This is a genomic window from Novosphingobium sp. ST904, assembly GCF_001298105.1.
Lineage (GTDB): Bacteria > Pseudomonadota > Alphaproteobacteria > Sphingomonadales > Sphingomonadaceae > Novosphingobium.
Genome location: NZ_LGJH01000166.1, coordinates 1 through 15,492 on the forward strand (window position 1 = coordinate 1; position 15,492 = coordinate 15,492).

The window sequence follows — 15,492 nt, forward strand, 5'->3', positions numbered from 1 at the left end:
CCGTCCCCGATCTTTACCTCGAGGAGCAAGTTGCCCGTAGCTGGTGGCGACCGCTGCGAAACCGTGTGGTCCGCTGCGGTGAGAGGCCCTCTAAGTCCCGCCCTTGATTCGGTCAACACCCCTTTTTCAAAAAAATGACACTTAATCAAAAAATGACGGGTTTCAGCCATTCCCGCCTCGGCATCCGGTAGCGCTTTGCTCCAGATGCGACTTGGGCCGAGGCGAAAGATGATTCGCCCCGGCCCAAATGTGCCTGATTTATCCCGATCAGCGCCTCAAAGGCCGGGAATCAGGTTCCATGCCTTCGCAATACTGAAAACGCTGGAGGCAATCAGAACGAGCGAGACTGCGAACAGCAAAGTTCGCGGCGGAACCCGCTTGGCCAACAGCGCGCCGAACGGCGCTGCGATCACGCCCCCTATGATCATCCCGATCGTCACCCCGCTGAAGGCACTGAACCCCAGCGCACCGATAAAGGAGATGGAGATCGACAGGGACAAAAGGAACTCCGCCGTGTTCACCGTGCCAATCACCTTGGCCGGATCTCCGCCCTGAATCAGCAGGTTCGAAGTGACGACGGGGCCCCAGCCCCCTCCACCGGCCGCATCGAGGAAGCCGCCGGTGAGCGCCAGTGGGCGGGTCATCCGGGGGTCCTCGAAACGCGGCTTCGACATGCGGATCGCCTTGACCAGCAGATAGAAGCCGATGCCCGTGAGATAGAGCATGATGTAGGGCCTCGCGACCGAGGCATCGATGTTGGACAGGAAGTAGGCTCCGAGTACGCCCCCCGCCACGCCGAAGGGAACCAGCCGCTTGAACAGCCCCCAATCGACGTTGCGGTGAACGATGTGACTCGCGCCGGAAGCACCCGTCGTGAATATCTCCACGAGATGCGTACTGGCCGAAGCCGCCGCCGGCGCGACTCCCAGGACGCTGACCAGCATCGTCTGGGAAATCACACCGAAAGCCATGCCCAAGGCGCCGTCGATGACTTGCGCCGCGAACCCGACGACCACGAAGGGCAGGATATCGCCCAGGCTTAATCCAAGATCGAACATGAGGTTGTCCTCCCTGTTCCGTGAATGACGGAGATCAGAAGCTGTACCGGACGGTCATGCCCCAGGTACGCGGATCACCGGGAAGCCCCGCGATCAGGCCGGTGTTGCCGGGACCGACGAAGAGCTGGTCGAAGTAGTTCTGGTCGAAAGCGTTGCGAACCCAGCCGTAGATATCGAAGCCGCTGTCAGCCCGGAAGCCGAGACGGAAGTTCGAAAGGCTGTACCCATCGATCCAGGTGTAGGCCGAAGGAGACGGATTCGACGAGAAGTTCGAACGATAGCTGCCGTCGTAGCCGAAGTAGACTTCGCCCTCCTTCCCAAGCAGGGAGACCGGGTTGTTGATCTCCGCGCCGAACGAGAACGACCACTTCGAAACACCAGGCAGGCGTTGGCCCGAAATGTCGCAGTTCTGGGGGCTGAGCGAGTTCGGCACGCCGGCGGCGCCCGGCGTCTGGCCGGTGATGACAGCCGTACCGCCCGAAAGTTCCGGCGGGCACGGCGCATCAGTGAACTTGCGATAGGTCGCGTCGGTATAGGCGCCGTTGACGTAGGCGTTGAAACGCTCGCTCGGACGGACCGAGAAGTCCCACTCGACGCCCTGCGAGCGAACCTTCTGCGCATTGGCGAGATAGCCACGCAGCACGCCATACTGGCCGTTGGTAACGTTGGCCTGATAATTGCCGATGTCGGTACGGAAGATCGAAAGGTTCAGAGTAGCCCGGCGGTCCCAGAACTGGGTCTTGATGCCGGCCTCGTAGTTATGAACCGATTCCGGCTTCACCGTGGCCGAGGCGAGAATCGGGTTGTTCTGAAGGTCGACCGGCACGCCGTTCTGGTTGATACCGCCCGACTTGAAGCTCTTTGCGTAAGTTGCATAGAACAGCACGTCCGGCGTGATCTTGTAGCTTGCGTTGAAATCGTAGCTGAAGTTCCAGTCGCTGAATTCGGGCGAGATTTCCTGCGGGGTGTAGATCGCCAACTGCGCGGTCTGGCGCGGCGTATAGGACGCCTGACCGAGCAGCAATTCATTGCCCTGTCCGTCAAAGACGCGGCGCTGGTAGTAGCCTTCCTTCTTGTCGTAATTCAGGCGCACGCCGGGCTGGAGCGTCAGTTCCGGCGTAAGATGCCAGCTCAACTGGCCGAACAGCGCAGCGCTGGTGTTCTTGAGATACTGCGTGTTGTAGGCAACCAGGCCGTTCAGCACGGAAGGATCGCAGGCGAGCTGGTTCGACGTCGTGGGGCCGCAGCCCGATGAGCCCGGCGGGACGACGGAGTCGTTGCCCGGATTGATGCTCCAGCGGCTGGCGGCGGCGCCTTGCGCTTCGGTGCCCTGCGTATCGATGCGCTGGTAGAAGCCGAAGGCACCGACGACGAAGTCGATCTTGTCACTGCTGTAGTTGTAGCGCAGTTCCTGCGTATACTGGTCCTGCTGCGAGGGGTTCTGCGACAGGGAGACGATCGGCAGGCCGGTGAAGTCACGGTCGTTGGACGGATCCCAGTCCCAGAAACGCCAGGCGGTGACCGAGGTCAGTTCGCCCGCGCCGAGATTCCACTTCACGCGCAGCGATGCGCCGCCGATCTTGTTCTTCGCCTTCAGCGGCGTGTCGAGATCGGTAAGACGATCGAAGGGATCGGTGCTGGGCGGTGCATAGCCCTGCGCCGCGGCGAGCGCGGCGAACTGGCGGTTGAGCGCACGCTGGGTCGTACCGGTGCGGACGTAGACCGAACCGCAGCAGTTCGCATCCTGCGTGCTGAAATCCCCTGCAAGCGTGATCGCCAGCGTGTCGGTCGGCTTCCAGAGCAACTGGCCGCGCAGGCCGAGGTTGTCCTGGCTCTGAATCCACTGGTTGGTCGTCACATTGTAGATCGTGCCGCGACGGTCAGTCGAGGAGATGGCAACGCGTGCCGCCAGCTTGTCCGTCAGCGGACCGGAAATAGCGGCCTTGGCCTGCTTGAAGTTGTAGTTGCCGATCGAGACTTCGGCCTTGCCTTCGAAGTCGAAGGTGGGCTGGTTCGTCGTGATGTTGATCGCGCCGGCCGTGGTGTTCTTTCCGTAGAGCGTACCTTGCGGCCCGCGCAGCACTTCGATCTGGGCGACGTCGAGGAAATCGAACGTGGCCGAGGCGACGCGCGAGTTGTAGACGTCGTCGATGTAGATACCGACGCCCTGTTCGATACCGTCATTGGTAAGGCCGAACGGCACCCCGAGACCGCGAATGTTGACCGCCGTGTTGCGCGGGTTCGAGGAATAGAACTGCAGTGTAGGCGTGAGCTGCTGGAGGCGGCCGACGTTGAACGAGCCGGTGGAGTCGATATGCTCGCCGCCCACCACGGAGATCGCCAAAGGCACTTCCTGGCTCGATTCCTGACGGCGACGTGCCGTCACGAGGATCTCACCGCCGCGATCGTGGGCGCCCGTGCCCACCGAGGTCGGCGGTCCCTCTTCGGTGCCGTCGGCATTGACCGATGTCGTCGTCGCCACCGGTTCCGCGGCTTCCTCGGCCAATGCGGGCGTCGCGGCCAGCATGAGCGTGAACGATAGGCAAGCGAGTGGAAGCGGGGCCGGAAGCGGCCCGCGAATAAACTTTCTCATGAAGTCCCCCTTATGTTTTTCGAAGGGCCTCACATCCGGCGGTCCGGTCTGCGCGGCAGGCTGTCAGGTTCCGGTGAAGCGCACGCCTACGAGGCGAAGCGCCGCCGTTCAGTGATGTCCAGCTGAACGAGCTTTCCATCGTGGACTGTCAGTTGGATGACGCCGTAGCGCATCTGATCCAGGGCATCGGCGACTACCTGAAGAGGTGCCGCCTTGGGATTTGTGCCCTCTGAATCCCTGGAGAGGTGCAGTCCCGATCGCTGGTTGTCCGATGACGGTTGAGACATTGCGAATCTTCCTCCGAGCGCGGCTTTATCCTGCCGCCGTCCGCACTCTATTCTCAACTTAATAAGTTGACAATACGTCTACCCGAAAGTTTCTCGTTTTCACGCCAAAGCAAAATCTATTTACGCCGAAGCGATGAATGGCTCCCCCCTTTGAACAGGATGGCAAATAGGGATCGCAGCCATCGACCGCCCGGCTATCCGGACGGTATCGCTTGAGAAAAATATAAATAAAATGGATACTTACTTGCCGCGCGGGGCGGTGCTTCCGCGCTTAGACGTCTTCGTCGATCTGCGCGGGAACGGGGTCGATCCGGTCAGAAAGACGCACGCCGTCAAGCAGTTCAGCGGTGCGATCACGCACTTCCAGCATCAAGGCACGAGTGCGACATTCACCTTCTTCAAGGCAATTCTTGCACTTTTCGTGCGCGAAACGACTGGCGCAGGGCACGAGTGCGAGCGATCCGCGCATCAGGCGAATGAGATCGCCATAAGTGATGTCGATCGGGGAGACCGCAAGCCGGTAGCCGCCATCCTTGCCTCGCTGGGAATCGACAATGCCGAACCGGGTCAGTTCAGACAGGATCGTCGTCAGGAATTTGGCGGGAATGTTCTGTGCTTCGGCGATCTGCGCGAGTTGAATCGGACCTTGCCCGTAGTTGTCGGCAAGATGCTGCATGGCGCGGATGGCGTATCGGGTTTTCTGCGAAAGCACGTTCCCGTCATGCAGCAGCGCAAGAGCCGATGGCAAGGCCGTTAAGCCGTGATTTCACAGATTGTCAGCCTTTTTGGTTGGCAAGGCAAAATGGCGCCTCCGCCGGAGGCCGGTTCAGGCGGAGGCAGGTGTCGAAACAGGGTTCAGGCGGCTGTCCGGCGGGCGACCGAGAAAGTACGGATGCCCAGTGCGATCATGGCGGCAAGCGTCGCGAGTTGTGCTGCGAGAAATGGAGTCTCGGTCCCTTGGGGAGCGAGAGCATGAAGCGACGGCACTTTCAGGAAGGCCTGTGTCACGAAGGCCAGCAGGTTGAGGTAAAGCGCCAGGCTCGCGCTCACTGCATAGATCGCCCTCGCGCGGCCCTTCAGCCGGTAACGGTAGACCGCAATGAAGGCGACTGCGAGAACCGGGGTCGAGACGATTCCGGTAATGAGCGCCGGCGTAATCGCGCGGATCGGAAACAGGAAACCGGTGATCGTCGTCGCCGCCGTAGTGACGAGAAAGAGCCCGGTGAGGAACCGCACTCTCACGCGGCCCGATGCGAAGGCCAGCATGACCACGATCCCGGTCGCGATCGCTACCAGGCTGATCGCGACATGGAGTGCGGTGAACTGGGCGATATCGAGACCAAGGATCATGACACGCCCCCTCAGTTGGCCGCCACCGCGCCGTAGCGCAGCGCGGGTGTTGCAAGCGAAAGGTTGGGACGCATCGCGATGCGCGCCGCCAGATAAGCTTCATACTGCGCCATGTCGGGCAGCGCCGGGATGGTCACCGCTTCTCCCATGTCGAGACCGGCGAGCGCGGCATCGACCATGTCTTGCGCTTCCATAGACCATGTGCGCGGGAAGCGTCGCCATCTTCTCATCGGTCCAGATCGCGGTGCGAGTGATCCCCGGCAGCACCGCCTGGACGCGAACGCCCTTGGGGCCAAGTTCGGCGGCGAGCGCTTCGCTAAATGCCAGCACATAGGCCTTCGTGGCGGGATAGACCGCCGTGAAGGCATCCGGCATCAGCGCCGTGACGGAAGTGATGTTGACGATGGTCCCCTCTCCCGCCGCAGCCAACCGGGGCGCGATCGCCGCCGAAAGGCGGGTTACGGCGCGGATGTTGAGGTTGATCATGCCCGAAAGATAGTCGGGGTCGGCTTCGACGATCGAGCCTTCGTTGGCGATGCCCGCATTATTGACGAGGCCCACGATCGCATCGTCGGCGCGCAGCCGCTGTTCCACGTGCAACAGATCCTCGGCCACCGCGAGATCGGCAGCGATCACTTCCACCGCGACGCCGGTTTCCGCCTCGAGCCGCGCGGCGAGATCGGCCAGCCTGTCCTTGCGGCGAGCGACGAGGATCAGGTCATGCCCGCGACGGGCCAGACGGTCGGCATAGAGCGCGCCGATGCCATCGGAAGCGCCGGTAACGAGGTAGGTGTTCTTGCTCATCGTACTTCTCCTGGGCTTTTATTGCTTTCGGGGTCGGCGTCTTTGCGCCGGGCACGATTGGAGATAGGCTTTGCCGTCCCGTTCGGGGCGCGGCGCTTGCGACATTGAGCAGGCCAAAACCGACAAAGGATGTTCGCGACGATGAAACCGACTTCGCGGCCTGAACTGGAAGTTGGCCTCTTACTCTACCACGGCTGCCAGATGGCGATGATCCATGGAATTACGGACCTCTTCGCCATAGCTTCCCACTTCTCCACCGGGCGCGGCGCCACGCTGGCCTCCAGCTGCGGCGGCGCCTTCATCCTCGCCGCAACCGGGCTTCTCGATGGCCGTCCGGCAACCACGCACTGGCTTTTCGCGCAGGACTTCCGGGAGCGGTTCCCCAAGGTTCTCGTAGAACCTGACAAGATCGTGATCGAGGACGGTGACATCATCACCGGAGGCGGACTCATGGCCTGGACCGATCTGGGCGTGCGGCTGGTTGACCGCCTGCTTGGCCCGACCGTCATGATCGAAACCGCGAAGTTCCTGCTCGTCGATCCCGCCGGGCGCGAACAGCGGCACTATTCCAGCTTCGCGCCGAAACTCACGCATGGCGACGAGGCGATCCTGAAGGTGCAGCACTGGTTGCAGTCCCGCGGCGGCCGGCGGCCAGCGTGGCCGAAATGGCGGATATGGCCGGGCTTGAGGAACGCACGCTCCAGCGCCGTTTCAAGAGCGCGACCGGGATGAAGCCCACCGAATACGTCCAGCACTTGCGCATCGGCAAGGCGCGCGAACTGCTGGAATTCACCCGGCGCTCGATCGACCAGATCGCCTGGTCGGTGGGCTATGAGGACGCCACCGCGTTTCGCCGCGTGTTCAGCCGGATACTTGGCCTGACTCCCGGCGACTATCGGGCTCGCTTTCACAGTGGAGCGGAACTGGCGGTGGCAGCCTGATTCACGCCGGAGAAAGCGCCTCGTCGCCCTTCCCCTCTTCGGCCTTGGCGGCGAGCCTTCGGGCGAGAACGGCGCAGACCATCAGCTGGATCTGGTGGAAGAACATCAGCGGCAGGATGATCGCGCCGACCTGCGCGGCGGGAAACAGCACGCCTGCCAGCGGCACGCCGGTCGCCAGGCTCTTTTTCGAGCCGCAGAACAGGATGACGATGCGGTCTTCGTGATTGAAGCCCAGCAGCCTGCCCAGCACATTTCCCAGCACCATCACGAGCGCCAGAATCCCAAGCGAAAGCGCCGCGATGAGCGCCAGTTCGGAAAGCGTCACCTTCTGCCACAGTCCCTCGAGCACGGCGGCCCCGAACGCGGTATAGACCACCAGCAGGATAGAACCGCGATCCGTATAGCCCAGCAGCTTCTTGTGCCGTTGGACGAAGCCCCCGATCCACGGCCGCAGCAGGTGTCCCGCCACGAACGGCAGCAGCAGCTGGAGCGAGATCGTGACGATCGGATCGGTCGAGAAGCCCTGCGCCTTGCCGGTGATGAGCAGCGCGGTGAGCACCGGGGTCAGGAAAATGCCTGCAAGGTTCGAGAACGAGGCGCTGCACACCGCCGCCGCCACGTTGCCGCCCGCAATCGCGGTGAAGGCGATCGAACTCTGCACCGTCGAGGGCAGCAGGGTCAGGAACAGCACCCCGGTTGCCAGCGAGGGTTCGAGGCCCGGAATGGCGCTCACGCCAAGGCCGATCAGCGGGAACAGCACGAAAGTCAGGCAGGCCACCGTCAGGTGCAGCTTCCACGCCCGCGCCCCGTCGAGGATAGCCTCGCGCGAGAGCTTGGCGCCATGCAGGAAGAACAGCAGCGCGATCCCCGCATCGGCCACCCCGCCCGCCACATCCGCCCAGACCCCGCGCGCCGGAAGCACTGAGGCCAGCCCCACCGTCGAGACCAGCAGGAGAAGATACGGGTCGATGTTCAGGCGCGAAAGCAGGCGATTCATGGAGAGTCCTGATCGAGGGAAAAGAAGGAAATCAGCCGGGAACGGGACCGGAGCCCGCACCGGAATCGCGAATGGCGGCGGCAATTCCGGCCAAGTCCTCATCGCTCAGCACCAGACCGGCCGCGGCCACCCAGCCGTCCACTTGCGCCGGGCTGCGCGCGCCGACGATGGCCCCCGTCACGCCCGGAACAGCCAGCACCCAGGCAACCGCCACCGCAGCCTGCGACACCCCGTGCCGCTCTGCCACCGGCTTCATCGCCGCTGCCACAGCCAGGTTGCGAACGAGATTCTCCCCAGTGAAGTCGGGATGGCGGCTACGCCAGTCATCCGCGGCAAGCGCCGCCGCGCGCTCGGCCGAGAAGGCCCCGGAAAGCAGGCCCGACTGCATCGGGCTATAGACGATCACCCCGGTATCCCGGGCAAGACACCATGGCAGTTCCCGTTCCATCGCACCGCGCTTCAACGCCGAAAGCGGCGGCTGAAGGGTGTCGACATGGCCCATGCCCTCAGCCTCGGCCAGTTGCCCGGCATCGTGATTGGACAGGCCGACCGCCCTCACCTTCCCCGCCGCCTTCAGTTCCAGCAAGGCGCCCCAGTATTCGTCCAGCGCCGCGCCGTCCTCTGCCGGCCAATGCATCTGCAGCAGGTCGATCCGCTCCACGCGCAGGCGCCGCAGTGAATCCTCGGCCTCCTGCACGATCGACGCCTTGCGGCCGACCCGAATCTTGGAATTGCGGTCGTTCGGATCCCAGACCTGCCCGCACTTGGTGAAGACATAGGGCCGTTCGTGAACGGGCATCCCCGCAAGGGCGCGCGCGACCACCTCCTCGGAGTGGCCAAGGCCGTAGATCGCCGCCGTGTCGATCCAGTTCACTCCGCGTGACACGGCATGGCGGATGGCACGGATCGAATCTGCATCGTCCTGCGCGCCCCAGCCGACCGCCCAGTCCGGCCCGCCGATGGCCCAGGCGCCAAATCCGACGCGGCTGATCTCCATGCCCGTCAAACCGAGCGGACGGGTGGCGAGCCTTTCTGCGATGCCGGTGGTCATGGCTGTGCTTCTCCCTGAGGGGCGGTGTGATCAAAGCCTGCGCCGCCGACCTTCGAACTCATCCCGCCATTGCCATGCCTCCGGCGCCCGGTCTTGTCGCCAGACCACCCGGCAGCTTGACGCAAGACGCCATGCCCCGCCGATTTTGCATTGCAAGAAAGCGGGCTGCGGGAAAACTCCTGTTCGTTAACCCGTACAAGCCTTGGAAAACCGGCGATTCGTACTAACTTCGCCCTCCGTCGCAGGTTTCAACGGTCAAGTACTTATTCGCAAATGCACAAGACCGCGTCCGTTCCCCGCGCCAGATTTTCCGACAAGCGGCCACAAGCACAAGCACGAGCCGCAAAACCGGGAATCGGTCTGACTTTGTTCGGGGAGCTACCATGATCAGCAAGTCACGAATCGCCTACGCGCTCGCCTCGAGCGTTTCTCTCCTCGCGTTCGCATCGGGCAGCGCGCACGCCGAGGAAGCCGCAGCAGCAGCAGCCACCGCTGCCGCCGCGCCGTCCGAAGGCCTTACCGATATCGTCGTCACTGCCGAGCGCCGCGACGTCAGCCAGCAACAGGCGCCGCTTTCGGTCAGCGCCATCACCGCCGAAACGCTCAAGGCCTCGAACATCAACGACATTACCGGCCTCAACGGTACGGTTCCCGGTCTCGTGGTCGCCCGCAGCGGCGGCGGCGAGCGCATCATCTCGATCCGCGGCATCGGTTCGAAACGCCCGAGAACACCAACACCCAGCCGGGCGTCTCCTATCACATCGACGGCGTCTACATCTTCAACTCGATCGCCGCGAGCGCGGCCTTCATCGACGTGGCGCAAGTCGAGGTACTGCGCGGTCCACAGGGCACCCTGTTCGGACAGGGATCGACCGGCGGCACCATCAACGTCGTATCGATCGAGCCGAGCACCGAGAGCCTGAGCGGCAATCTCAACGCCGGGATCGGCAACTACAACTACATGGAGGGCTCGGGCGCGGTGAACGTGCCCCTGTCCAGCACCCTCGCGGTGCGCGGCGCCTTCCAGTACACCAAGCACGACGGCTACGCCTATGCCACCAAGGTGCCCGGTGTAGAAAAGTACGACCTCGACGATCAGGACGAGACCGGCTGGCGTCTCGGCGCCAAGTGGCAGCCTGCTTCGAACTTCTCGGTCGTGCTGAACACGGTGCAGTTCAACAGCGAGACCAACGGCCCCGCCCAGAAGAACATCCTCGATCCCGAAACCGATCCGCGCGTACTGACGCAGGACTATCCGGGTCGCTCCAAGGTCAAGACGCAGCTCTATACCGGCGTGGTGAAGTGGGAGACGCCGTTCGCCACGATCAAGTCGATCACCGGCTACCAGAAGCTCCATTCCGAACAGGCGTGGGATTCGGACGGCCTCGACACCGAAACGTTCTTCCAGAACACCTACAACCCGATCAGCTTCACCGGCGTGGCCTACGACCATGTGCCGCTGTGGGAATCGGACACCAAGAGCTGGAGCCAGGAGCTCAACCTGACCTCCAACGGCAGCGGCCCGTTCAACTGGGTTCTCGGCGGGGTCTACCTGCACTCCAAGAACAGCCAGTACATCAACGAATACCGCGGTTCGACCGGCGACATCCTTTCCCCGGCGCTGCCCACCAGCACGACCTGGAACGATCCCGCGATCGAAAACCTGACTTATGCCGAACTGTCCTCGATCAAGCGCGATCTTTACGCCTTCTTCGCACAGGGCACCTACGATCTCACCAGCCAGCTCAAGCTGACCGCCGGCGTGCGATACAACCACGACAAGGCCACCGGCATGTTCGACAGCATGTCCGGCGGCACTTCCAGCCAGACCTCGGGCGCCTATCTCCAGCCTTCCTCCACGGGAGGCCGCAAGGGCGATGCATGGACCGGCAAGGTCGCGCTGGATTACCAGATCACGCCAAGCAACATGGTCTATGCAAGCTGGACGCGCGGCTTCAAGCCGGGGGGCATCAACTCTTCCGCTTCCGCGGGAAACAGCTACTCGATCCTGCCGACCTACAAGCAGGAAACCGTCGACTCGTTCGAGATCGGCACCAAGAACCGGTTCCTGGGCGATACGCTCCAGATCAACGGTTCGGCCTTCCTCTACAACTATCGCAACATGCAGTTCCTGGAGGAAGACCCGATCCTTTACGGCGAGGGCATCAGCAACGCCCCCAAGGCGCGTGTCTACGGCCTCGAACTCGAAGGCTCCTACATTCCCACCGAAGGACTGCGCTTCGACGCCTCGATGTCCTATCTGGAGGGCGAATTCACGTCGCACTACCTCGCGCTCGATCCGACCAACGCCGCCAATGCCCAGAACGCGGCGGGCTATCCCGATTACCTGTTCTGGACCAACTTCGCCGCCGCCGTGGCGGCACGCGATGCCGCGCGGGAGGATATCAAGGGTAACCGCATCCCCAAGCTGCCGCGCTGGCAGGGCAATGTGGCCGCGACCTGGAACGGTCAGGTCGGTCCGGGCGAACTGACCGCCCGTGCCCAGCTGATCTACCGGGGCAAGTACCAATACCGCCTGTTCAACGAAGGCGACGTCGACATCACGCCCTCGTACACGCAGGTCAACCTGATGCTGAAGTACGAACCGCAGGACACCAACACCAACGTCACCCTGCGCGTCGTCAATCTCTTCGATAAGAACGGCGTGAACTCGCGCTTCTCCGACCCCTACGGCAGCGCCCAGGTCATGGAGACCTTCATTCCGCCGCGTCAGGTGATCCTTTCGGTCGGCTACAAGTTCTGATCCGGCCCGAAAGGGTCGCGGGAACGGCAACGGGCGCGGAGGCTTCGGTCTCCGCGCCCTTTCCTTTTCGGACAAAGTGCCGCCGATCCTTGTTCCGCAGCCTCGATCAACTATCTAGGCGCAGGTCATCAAGAGTGTGCAGCCGCAGCATGAGAGCCTGCACGGCGTGTCAGTCCGGCGATTCCATCCGGACGGAGCCCGCAGGAGTAGCAATGCCGCGCAGTGCCCTCGTCATGTTCGCCGCCTCGCTGGGGTTCTTCTTCGTGACGGCGACGACCTTCACCTCTCTCGGCTATGTGCTCTATACGATGGTGGCGCAGCTCGGCTGGTCGAAGGCGGCAGCGGGGCTCAGCTTCTCGCTGCTCGGGCTCGCCTGTGGTCTCGCCAGCCCGCTGCCGCCGCTGCTGATGAAATCCATCGGCACCCGGCTGACGATGTTTGCGGGCTGCCTCACCCTTGCCGCCGGGTTCTTCATCGCTTCGCAGATCGAACACCTGACGCTGTTCTTCGTGGCCACCACGCTGATGGGCATCGGCTTCTCGCTCGTCGCTCCCTCGCCCGCCGTCTACCTGCTGGCGACATGGTTCCCGCGCACCTCCTCACGGATGATCGGCTTCTACTTCATGACCGGCGCGGCGGGCGGCATCGTCGGCCCCCTGATCGTCGGCGGCATCGTCGGCCTGACCGGCGACTGGCGCCTGCACTGGCTGGTCATGTCCGTAAGCGCCCTCATCCTCGGCCTGATCTGCCTTGCCTGCATCCGGGACGCGGTGAAGGTGGAAAGCGTCGAGCAGGTCAAGGGCGCAGGCCATGAGCAGGCCGCCCCGGCGCAGAACAGCGTGTGGACCGTGAAGCAGGCGCTGATGACCCCGAGCTTCCTGATTCTCGCCCTCCTCATGACGGTGGTGCAGACGGCGGTCACTTCGGCGCACTCCATTCTCGTGGCTCACATCGCCAACCTCGGCGAAGGCGCCGCGCCCGGCGCGATCGCCATGAGCCTGCTGGCCTTTGCCGGCACCGGCGCCAAGGGGCTGACCGGCACCCTGTGCGAACGCATCGACCCGCGCCGCATTCTCGTAGCGGGACTCGCCCTGCAGGCCCTGGCCATGGCATTGCTGTGGTCCGCCTCGATGGTGCTTGTCGCCACGGCAGCCGCCACTCTGTTCGGACTGGGCTGGGGCATGGCCTGGCTCTCGGCCCATATCCTCCTCCTGCGCTACTTCGGCGCCGGCATCGCCGGCGATATGACCGCCATGGCCACCACGGCAACGACTCTTGCAGTCCTCGGCCCGATCGGTGCCGGCCGGATCGCCGACGTGACCGGCGGCTATTCGCTGGCCATCCTCGTGTTTGCCCTGCTGCTGGCTGCCGCCACGATCATTGCGGTGCTGTTCCTGCGTGCGCCGGTCTATCGCCCCGCACCAGCCGCCCCGCAGCCAGCCGCGATCGACGAAGACGGAATGGTCCCGGCCGAATAAGCAGTTCCCGCCGGAAGCAAAAGCCACCCGAAGCGCTGTAGTCGCTTCGGGTGGCTTTTGCATTTTTGAAGCGGACTTCGCAGGGCGGTATCCATTCCTGCCAAAAGTCACTGCGCCCAGTGCAAAGCCCTGCCCTGCGGCACCCGCTAGTCTGGCCCGGTTGCGGGAGGACGCACGGCGTTCTCCCCGGTCTCACCGATACGGGGATCAGGCAGGAATGACTCTACTCAACGATCAGTTCTTCGACAGCCTTGGCAGTTCCATCAAGGACACGCTCGAAGCCGACACGCTGCCTCCGGCCTGCTATACCGACGAGGAATTCCACCACTTCGAGAAAGCTGCCCTGTTCGAGCACGAATGGCTCTGCGTCGGCCGTGCCGAGTGGCTGGAAAAGCCCGGTGACTTCTTCACCGTGACCCGCGCGGACGAGCCGATCATCGTCACCAAAACGCGCGACGGCACCGTCAAGGCGCTTTCGGCGGTCTGCCAGCACCGCGCCATGCTGGTGGCGGAGGGTCACGGCAATGCCCGCGCCTTCGTTTGCCCCTATCATCACTGGACCTACGATCTGGACGGCACGCTCGTCGGCGCACCGGCGATGAACCGCACCTGCAATTTCGACAAGAAGGCCGCCAGCCTGCCGGAAATCCGGCACGAGATCTGGCACGGCTTCGTCTTCATCAACCTCGACCCCGAAGCCGAGCCGCTGACCCCGCGCCTTTCGGGGCTGGAGGATGTCGTCGCCAACTATGACTTCGCGAACCTGCGCGGGCCGCGTCCAGAGGAAGCCACCGTGTTCCCCTGGAACTGGAAGGTCATGCTGGAGAACAACAACGACGGCTACCACGCCAGCCGCCTGCACGCAGGGCCGCTGCACGACTTCATCCCGAGCGGGCTCGCCACTTTTCCCGAAGTGCCGGAAGATTCGGCGGGCTATTATCGGCTCAACGGCACGCTCCACAAGAACGCCGCCTTCAACGCCACGCAGAAGTCGGTCTTCCCGGTGTTCCCCAAGCTTACCGAGGAGGAGCAGAACCGGCTCCTGTTCGTGAACCTGCCGCCCAGCCTCTCGCTGGTCGTGCTGAACGACACCGTGCTCTATCTCATCATGGACCCGCGCTCGGCCCAGTCGCACGCCCTGACCATCGGCACGCTGATGGTGCCCGAGGCCATGGACGATCCGCTGTTCGAGCTGAAGATGAAGATGAACGACACCGCAGTCGAGGAAATCGTCAGCCAGGACTTCCACGTCGACGAGCTGGTCCAGCAGGGCCTGCGCTCGAAGTTCGCGCCGCGCGGTCGCTACTCCTGGCAGGAGGGGGCCCAGCGCCTGCTCAACGTCTGGCTGGTGGAGCGCTATCGCCGCGAATGGGACCGCCGCCGCGGGCCCCAGAAACCTTTGGCTGCCCCGGTCACCCGCCTGCGCGCCTGATTCACAAACCTGAGTTTTACCGTCACCCATTCCCGACGGTCTGCGGCGTCCGGTCTCGTACCGGGCGCCGCCTTTTTATCCGCGCTTCCGGGCAGGCGCGAGGAATCAACGATTCGTGCGCGGCATGGCGAGCGTCCGCAAACCTACGGGCTAGGCCTGTCTCCATACCAACGGGAGCACGCCTACATGACCAACACCCTCATCTTCGTCGACTTCGCCACCGACGATCCCGCCAAGGCCGGCGAATTCTATGCGGAAGTCTTCGGCTGGGAAAACGACGCGCGCCCGCACGGTATCTACCACCGCATGGTCCCTGGCGGCTTCTTCCAGAACAAGGACGGGTCGGACAGCCAGATCGGCAACCTCCACCTCGGCGTGTTCGACGCGAACAACGCCCGCCCGCACCCGAATCCCGAAGGCGTGGAGCCGCGCACCTTGTCCACCGGTGGCCGCAAGGCGCGCATCTGGGTGCTGATCGGCGACGACGACAGCCCCGAACGCATTCTCGCCACCGCCGAAAAGCTGGGCGGCAAGGTGCTCTGGCGCAACCATTACTGGAAGGAATTCAACGGCTACAACCATGCCTTCGCCGACCCCTGGGGCAACGAGATACTTCTGTGGGGCAAGGCCGGCGAGAATCCGCAGATTCCCGAGGACTATACGCGCGAATAGGCAGGGGCATCCACGGCGGCGCGACAAGTTCTTGTGCGCGCCGCCGCAAGACCGCCCGCCCCGCT

At 63.5% G+C, this 15,492-nt stretch carries 14 protein-coding genes and 1 pseudogene; 7 read left to right on the forward strand and 8 right to left on the reverse strand.

Annotated features, from left to right (window positions below; genetic code table 11):
- Positions 1 to 275: 275 nt before the first annotated feature.
- The 6 genes from ADT71_RS27925 to ADT71_RS27950 all read right to left on the reverse strand — a co-directional run bounded on the left by ADT71_RS27925 (position 276) and on the right by ADT71_RS27950 (position 6,092).
- Complete coding sequence (locus tag ADT71_RS27925) at positions 276 to 1,058, reverse strand: sulfite exporter TauE/SafE family protein (RefSeq protein WP_054441998.1); 783 nt, start codon at positions 1,056 to 1,058, stop codon at positions 276 to 278.
- Positions 1,059 to 1,092: 34 nt separating this feature from the next.
- Positions 1,093 to 3,651 (reverse strand): TonB-dependent receptor, encoded by a 2,559-nt coding sequence (locus ADT71_RS27930; RefSeq protein WP_054441999.1) that lies wholly within the window; start codon positions 3,649 to 3,651, stop codon positions 1,093 to 1,095.
- A gap of 86 nt (positions 3,652 to 3,737) precedes the next feature.
- Positions 3,738 to 3,938: a YezD family protein gene (locus ADT71_RS35250; protein ID WP_054442000.1), complete on the reverse strand. Its 201-nt coding sequence runs from the start codon at positions 3,936 to 3,938 to the stop codon at positions 3,738 to 3,740.
- Positions 3,939 to 4,209: 271 nt separating this feature from the next.
- Positions 4,210 to 4,650, reverse strand: coding sequence for an Rrf2 family transcriptional regulator (locus ADT71_RS27940; protein ID WP_054442256.1), 441 nt, complete (start codon positions 4,648 to 4,650; stop codon positions 4,210 to 4,212).
- 143 nt (positions 4,651 to 4,793) lie between these two features.
- Positions 4,794 to 5,288 carry a hypothetical protein gene (locus tag ADT71_RS27945; RefSeq protein WP_054442001.1) on the reverse strand — a complete coding sequence of 165 codons (495 nt, stop codon included), beginning with the start codon at positions 5,286 to 5,288 and terminating at the stop codon, positions 4,794 to 4,796.
- A gap of 99 nt (positions 5,289 to 5,387) precedes the next feature.
- A complete protein-coding gene (locus ADT71_RS27950; protein WP_347812919.1) occupies positions 5,388 to 6,092 on the reverse strand; it encodes an SDR family oxidoreductase in 705 nt (234 codons plus the stop codon).
- Between the two features lie 141 nt (positions 6,093 to 6,233).
- Here ADT71_RS27950 and ADT71_RS27955 point away from each other — a divergent pair, with 141 nt between their 5' ends.
- Positions 6,234 to 6,824 (forward strand): GlxA family transcriptional regulator, encoded by a 591-nt coding sequence (locus tag ADT71_RS27955; RefSeq protein ID WP_231636281.1) that lies wholly within the window; start codon positions 6,234 to 6,236, stop codon positions 6,822 to 6,824.
- Positions 6,767 to 7,033, forward strand: a complete 267-nt coding sequence (locus ADT71_RS34705; RefSeq protein WP_231636282.1) for a helix-turn-helix domain-containing protein — start codon at positions 6,767 to 6,769, stop codon at positions 7,031 to 7,033. Before ADT71_RS27955 ends, ADT71_RS34705 begins: the two co-directional genes overlap by 58 nt.
- Position 7,034: 1 nt before the next feature.
- Here the strand turns inward: ADT71_RS34705 and ADT71_RS27960 are convergent, their stop codons facing one another.
- Together ADT71_RS27960 and ADT71_RS27965 are read right to left on the reverse strand one after the other, a co-directional pair.
- Positions 7,035 to 8,030, reverse strand: coding sequence for a bile acid:sodium symporter family protein (locus ADT71_RS27960; RefSeq protein WP_054442002.1), 996 nt, complete (start codon positions 8,028 to 8,030; stop codon positions 7,035 to 7,037).
- Positions 8,031 to 8,061: 31 nt separating this feature from the next.
- Positions 8,062 to 9,081: an aldo/keto reductase gene (locus tag ADT71_RS27965; protein WP_054442003.1), complete on the reverse strand. Its 1,020-nt coding sequence runs from the start codon at positions 9,079 to 9,081 to the stop codon at positions 8,062 to 8,064.
- A gap of 383 nt (positions 9,082 to 9,464) precedes the next feature.
- Between ADT71_RS27965 and ADT71_RS36110 the strand changes: the two are divergent.
- The 5 genes and pseudogenes from ADT71_RS36110 to ADT71_RS27985 all read left to right on the forward strand — a co-directional run.
- Positions 9,465 to 9,737, forward strand: a pseudogene (locus ADT71_RS36110) (TonB-dependent receptor); the annotation flags it as partial.
- Between the two features lie 131 nt (positions 9,738 to 9,868).
- Positions 9,869 to 11,845 (forward strand): TonB-dependent receptor, encoded by a 1,977-nt coding sequence (locus ADT71_RS27970; protein WP_369818372.1) that lies wholly within the window; start codon positions 9,869 to 9,871, stop codon positions 11,843 to 11,845.
- Positions 11,846 to 12,057: 212 nt separating this feature from the next.
- A complete protein-coding gene (locus ADT71_RS27975) occupies positions 12,058 to 13,323 on the forward strand; it encodes a CynX/NimT family MFS transporter (RefSeq protein ID WP_231636285.1) in 1,266 nt (421 codons plus the stop codon).
- A gap of 217 nt (positions 13,324 to 13,540) precedes the next feature.
- Entirely contained in the window at positions 13,541 to 14,755 is a 1,215-nt protein-coding gene (locus ADT71_RS27980; protein ID WP_054442004.1) for an SRPBCC family protein, read from the forward strand.
- Between the two features lie 186 nt (positions 14,756 to 14,941).
- A complete protein-coding gene (locus tag ADT71_RS27985; protein WP_054442005.1) occupies positions 14,942 to 15,427 on the forward strand; it encodes a VOC family protein in 486 nt (161 codons plus the stop codon).
- Positions 15,428 to 15,492: the final 65 nt, after the last annotated feature.

Coding starts and splice junctions, on each gene's coding strand:
- ADT71_RS27925 (WP_054441998.1), bottom strand. CDS start 1,058: ATGTTCGATCTTGGATTAAGCCTGGGCGATATCCTGCCCTTCGTGGTC.
- ADT71_RS27930 (WP_054441999.1), bottom strand. CDS start 3,651: ATGAGAAAGTTTATTCGCGGGCCGCTTCCGGCCCCGCTTCCACTCGCT.
- ADT71_RS35250 (WP_054442000.1), bottom strand. CDS start 3,938: ATGTCTCAACCGTCATCGGACAACCAGCGATCGGGACTGCACCTCTCC.
- ADT71_RS27945 (WP_054442001.1), bottom strand. CDS start 5,288: ATGATCCTTGGTCTCGATATCGCCCAGTTCACCGCACTCCATGTCGCG.
- ADT71_RS27950 (WP_347812919.1), bottom strand. CDS start 6,092: ATGAGCAAGAACACCTACCTCGTTACCGGCGCTTCCGATGGCATCGGC.
- ADT71_RS27955 (WP_231636281.1), top strand. CDS start 6,234: ATGAAACCGACTTCGCGGCCTGAACTGGAAGTTGGCCTCTTACTCTAC.
- ADT71_RS34705 (WP_231636282.1), top strand. CDS start 6,767: ATGGCCGGGCTTGAGGAACGCACGCTCCAGCGCCGTTTCAAGAGCGCG.
- ADT71_RS27960 (WP_054442002.1), bottom strand. CDS start 8,030: ATGAATCGCCTGCTTTCGCGCCTGAACATCGACCCGTATCTTCTCCTG.
- ADT71_RS27965 (WP_054442003.1), bottom strand. CDS start 9,081: ATGACCACCGGCATCGCAGAAAGGCTCGCCACCCGTCCGCTCGGTTTG.
- ADT71_RS27975 (WP_231636285.1), top strand. CDS start 12,058: ATGCCGCGCAGTGCCCTCGTCATGTTCGCCGCCTCGCTGGGGTTCTTC.
- ADT71_RS27980 (WP_054442004.1), top strand. CDS start 13,541: ATGACTCTACTCAACGATCAGTTCTTCGACAGCCTTGGCAGTTCCATC.
- ADT71_RS27985 (WP_054442005.1), top strand. CDS start 14,942: ATGACCAACACCCTCATCTTCGTCGACTTCGCCACCGACGATCCCGCC.